Source organism: Aeromonas sp. HMWF014 (assembly GCF_963878295.1).
GTDB lineage: Bacteria > Pseudomonadota > Gammaproteobacteria > Enterobacterales > Aeromonadaceae > Aeromonas > Aeromonas popoffii.
Genome location: NZ_CAWNYS010000358.1, coordinates 1 through 4,393, shown reverse-complemented (window position 1 = coordinate 4,393; position 4,393 = coordinate 1). Strand labels below are relative to the sequence as shown.

Here is a 4,393-nt window from a genome sequence, read left to right as displayed (position 1 = left end):
CGGTGTTCATTGAGCCAGTTCAGCAGGTGCAGCCAGAGCCGCTCGTGCTTGCGGGCTTGCGGATCCAGCTCGGGTTCTGATTGAGAAAAGAGCTCGCCGGCAGGATCCAGCATCACAGCCTGCTCCCCCAGCCAGCAATCGACGAGCTGTTCCTGCGCCACGTCCCTCAGTTCGGTGTCGAGTCTGGGGTTGAGCTTGTTGGCCGGGTTGGCTCTGTGGATCAGGCTGCTCTTGCCGCTGCCGGGCAGCCCCAGCACCAGATACCAGGGCATGGCGTAGAGCGCGCCCTTGCCCAGATGGGTATTCAACGCCTGCAGCCAGCGATCCAGGAACTGCGCCTGCTTGTCGATGAGCCCTTTGACCGGATCCTGCTCCAGCACCACCTCGTGCTGACGCTCGGCCTTGAGTTGCTGCATCTTGCGCCAGACACGCCAGGAGAGGACTCCCAGCATCAGCCAGAGCCAGAGCAGGGTGAATACCACCCGCCCCCACAGCGGCTCGAACGGCTTGGCGCCACGGATCTCGATACTGGGCCCCAGCCACCACACCAGGATGAGGGCGACGACCCAGAGCACCACACAGAGCAGGGGCCAGGAGGGTTTCAATTTCGGCAGCTGTTGCCGCAGAAAGGTAAAGATGGTTTTGAACATAAAATGTGATCCAACTCCGACTCAATGACTCATTTCGGCACTTATTTCGACAATGGGGCCGCATGGCTTTCCAGGCGACTGACCAGCCCGGGCTCCCAGTGAGACAACCCCAGGCGACTCGCCTCTTGCCACAAGTGTTGATAGTGCTGGCGCGCGAGCGCCTCCATGCCTTCTTGCGCCAACAGCTCCGCCTGCACCAACTGGGCATGGAAGCGGGCTCTTGGCTCTTTCAACTGCGCCATCCTTTCATCCAGCAGGGTGAGGGCCGCAGCCACCCCCTGCTCCCCATGACGCAAGGCCACCTCTTCAGCCAGACTGGACTCCCCGTCGCCCCCCCCACCGCCCAGCTTGGCGGGCTGCAACCAGCGGCTGCACTCGGGAGGCAGAAACGGGCTGCCATCGCTGAAGGTGAGATCCCGCAAGGTCGGCAGCCGCTGCAAGAAGCCGTCCAGCTCCTGCGCGATGGCCTGGGCCACGGCGCCAAATCCCAGCTTCTGGGCCACCTCGGCCGAGAGGCTATGTCCCTCGAACCAGTAGGGCGCCAGGGTCAGGCTCTGTTCGATCCGCTGCCAGAGCGCCAGATCCGGCGCCCCCATTGCGGTGCGGTACTCATCCACCATGTCCGTCGACATGGGGGCCAACTGGGTTTTATGGCCCCCGGCGCTCATGGGCGGGGTGGTGATCCCGGCCCAGATGGCGTGACGGCGCAGGCGATAGCCCACCGCCGCCTCCGGCTGGCGCTCGATGAGCAGCTCGGCCACCTTGAGCTGGGTCTGTCGCCAGGCTCTGTCATTGGAGCTGTCGATCTCGATGCCTGAGCCCTTGGCGCTGCCGCTGAGCAGCATGGATCCCGCCATGCTGGCCGCCGTGGCCACGGGCGCGCCGCTCTCGGGCTTGGCATCGGCCTGAGCTTGCGCCACCTGCTGGCGCTGGGCCCGCTTCAACCCCATCAACAAGGGTTCGAGCAGCTCGCCCTTGTCCGGGCACTGGGCCAGCCAACAGGCCTCCAGCTGCTCGGTCTGGGCCAGCAGCTGAGCCAACTCGGCCGCCGAGGCACTTTCACTCACCCGCGGCAGAGCCCCCTCGAAGCGCTTGACGATCTGCACCATCAAGCGCTGTTTCTGGCTGACATTACCGGGCCAGGCCAGCAGCCAATAAGCCTTGACCCAGGCTTCCAGCAAACTGAGCGCGGCTCCCAGAGGGGTCGCCTTGGCCGGATGTTGCAGGCAGCGCAGCAGCTGGGCCAGCACCCGCATGTCCTTGGTGCGGCTCTCCAGCAGGCCGAGGCACGCCTCGGCCACCGCATTGAGATCAACCTGGCTGTGGGCCAGGGATCCCAGCTTGACCAGCTCGGTCTCTACATAATCCCAGCGCGGCTCGTCGGCCAGCACGGCGCCTCTGATTTGCTCATCCGGCAAACTGGTGAGCAAACGGGCACACCAGGGGTGTTGATAGCTCATGGTGCCCCCTACCAGCGACACTGCTGACGCACGGGGAGCAGTGCCTCTTTCAGACCACTGAGATCGACCCGCAGCAAGGCGCCGTTGTCGGCCCGTACCTGCAGCTCTCGATGGCCAATCCAGCGCTTGAGCTCCTCAATGGCGGGCAGGCCGCGGCCATATTCGAGCAACAGCCCCTGATCCCGGATAAACCAGCTCTGGGCACTGCTGCTTGGCTGGCCGTCCAGCTCAACCTGCACCGTCTCCCCCGCCCAGGGGGAATCGAGCCGCAGCCGGATATGGGTGATGCTATCGACACACCCTATGGCCAGGGTCGCCCCGCGCAACGCGGGACGGGTGAGCGTTGCGCTGCCACGCCCCTCATCCTGCTGTAGCAGGAAAGGAGGGCTGTCCGGCGTGCGAGCCTGCTCCTGTGCCCAGATGGCCTGCCAGGCGGCAGACTTGGGGGCACCCCCCTCGCTCGTCTGGGTCACACCATTGCCAAGGGCGTCATAACAGGCGAGCCGGATCAGCGGCGATGGCTCGCGGCGGCACGCCTGCCAAGACGCCATGTCCAGCGGGGCCACGGCGCTGCTGGTGGCCAGCAACAGCGGCAACAAGCCGGGGATGTTCATCAGTTCACCTCCAGTTTCTGGCACTTGTGATCCAGAGTGCGCTTGGGAATATTGAGGCTCTCGGCCACCAGCATGCGGTTGCCCTGGAAGTAGCGCAGGCGCGCCTCGATGACGGAGGCCTCGTACTGCTGCATGGCCCGGCGCAAATCGCGGATATGGTTGTAATCATCCAGCGCATCGGGCAGCTCGGCACAAACCCGATCCCGCAGCTCCGGCGGCAAGGCGCTGAGCCCCACCTCTTCCCCGTGACGGGTGTGGGCACAGGCGACCTCCAACAGATTGCGCAGCTCGCGCACGTTGCCGGGGAAATCGTAACTTTGCAGCTGCGCCAAAAACTTGCGCTGTAACCCCGCCAAGGTCTTGCCATCCTGGGTGGAAAACTGGGCCATGAAGTGCTGGCACAACAGGGGGATATCATCCATGTGCTCCCGCAGGGGGGCGATGAGCAGCAGACACTGGCAGAGGCGGTGGTAGAGATCGCCCCGGAACTGCCCCTCCTCCACATGGCGAGTGAGCGGCTGATGGGTCGCGGCGATGAGGCGAAAATCGGAGTAACACTCCTGCTCAGACCCCAGTGGCCGGTAACTGCGGGTTTCGAGCACTCGCAGCAACTTGGCCTGCATGGCGGCGGGCATGTCGCCCACCTCGTCCAGAAACAGGGTGCCACCGTTGGCCTGGGCCACCAGCCCGGTCTTGTTGGCAAGGGCACCGGAGAAGGCCCCCTTCTGATAACCGAACAGCTCGCTCTCGATGAGGTTTTCCGGGATAGCGGCGCAGTTGATGGCCACAAACGGCTTGGCTGCGCGATCGGAGCACTGGTGCACCAACCGGGCAACCACCTCCTTGCCGCTGCCCGTCTCCCCCTGAATGAGCACGCTCAGCTTGTGCTGGCCCGCTTGGGCGATCTGCTCGCGTAATCCGCGGATCACCGCCGACTGGCCGATAAGCTGATCGCCGAGCAGCTTCTCATGCTGACGCTGACGCTCTCCCTCTCCCTTCATCTGGCGCAGAGAGTCACGCAGTACTCCCTGATCCCGGCGACTGCGTCCCAGCTCGCGAATGAGGGTGAGCTGGTTGCAAAACACCTGTGACAGCTGGGCCAGTTCAGGGCGACCTGCCCACTCCTGCAGCACATCACCGCCGTCCATCATGGCCAGCACGGCAAACGGCTTGCCGTTGCCATCACTGAGGGGAAAGGCGTGCAGGCCACACTGCTGACCCAGATTGGCCAGCAGGGAGCGAAACGCGGCGTGCTCGATGCGGGCTCCGCCGTGCAAGGAGTCCCAGGTACGGGACTGGGCCTTGTGCAACACATAGGCAAGCGGGTGGGAAAAATCATCCACCGCCAGCGCCAACGCCACCGCTTGCCCCTTGACCCAGCCGGTGCATTCGAGCTGGCGACCGCTCACATCCAGCATGCCAAGCAGGATACCCTTGGGCTGAAAGCTGGCATTGAGGGTCGAGGTCCACCAGTGACACAGGTGCTGCTCATCGCGCTGCTGTGTCAAGGCGAGGGCAAATGCGAGGGCTTGTTCCATGCTCAGCCCTCCACCTCGGCGACGAACTGGCGCTCGCTCACAGAGAAACGCACCCGCTTGATAGGCTCACCGGCCGAGAGACGCTGCAACAGTTGCAGGGAGACTGGCGGCAGCAGGGCACCGTCGATGAC

3 protein-coding genes and 1 pseudogene are annotated in these 4,393 nt (G+C 64.4%); all 4 read right to left on the bottom strand.

Translation table 11 applies throughout. The annotated features are described in order from the left end of the window. A pseudogene (locus AAC083_RS14970) lies at window positions 1-650 on the bottom strand (type VI secretion system membrane subunit TssM); the annotation flags it as partial. Window positions 651-691: 41 nt separating this feature from the next. Continuing rightward, the gene (gene tssA / locus AAC083_RS14965) at window positions 692-2,110 is read right to left on the bottom strand and encodes a type VI secretion system protein TssA (RefSeq protein ID WP_108537019.1); all 1,419 of its coding nucleotides are present in this window, start codon (window positions 2,108-2,110) and stop codon (window positions 692-694) included. A gap of 8 nt (window positions 2,111-2,118) precedes the next feature. Beyond that, entirely contained in the window at window positions 2,119-2,724 is a 606-nt protein-coding gene (vasI, locus tag AAC083_RS14960) for a type VI secretion system-associated protein VasI (RefSeq protein WP_108537018.1), read from the bottom strand. After that, the gene (locus AAC083_RS14955) at window positions 2,724-4,262 is read right to left on the bottom strand and encodes a sigma-54 interaction domain-containing protein (RefSeq protein ID WP_108537017.1); all 1,539 of its coding nucleotides are present in this window, start codon (window positions 4,260-4,262) and stop codon (window positions 2,724-2,726) included. Before AAC083_RS14955 ends, vasI begins: the two co-directional genes overlap by 1 nt. Window positions 4,263-4,393 lie beyond the last annotated feature (131 nt).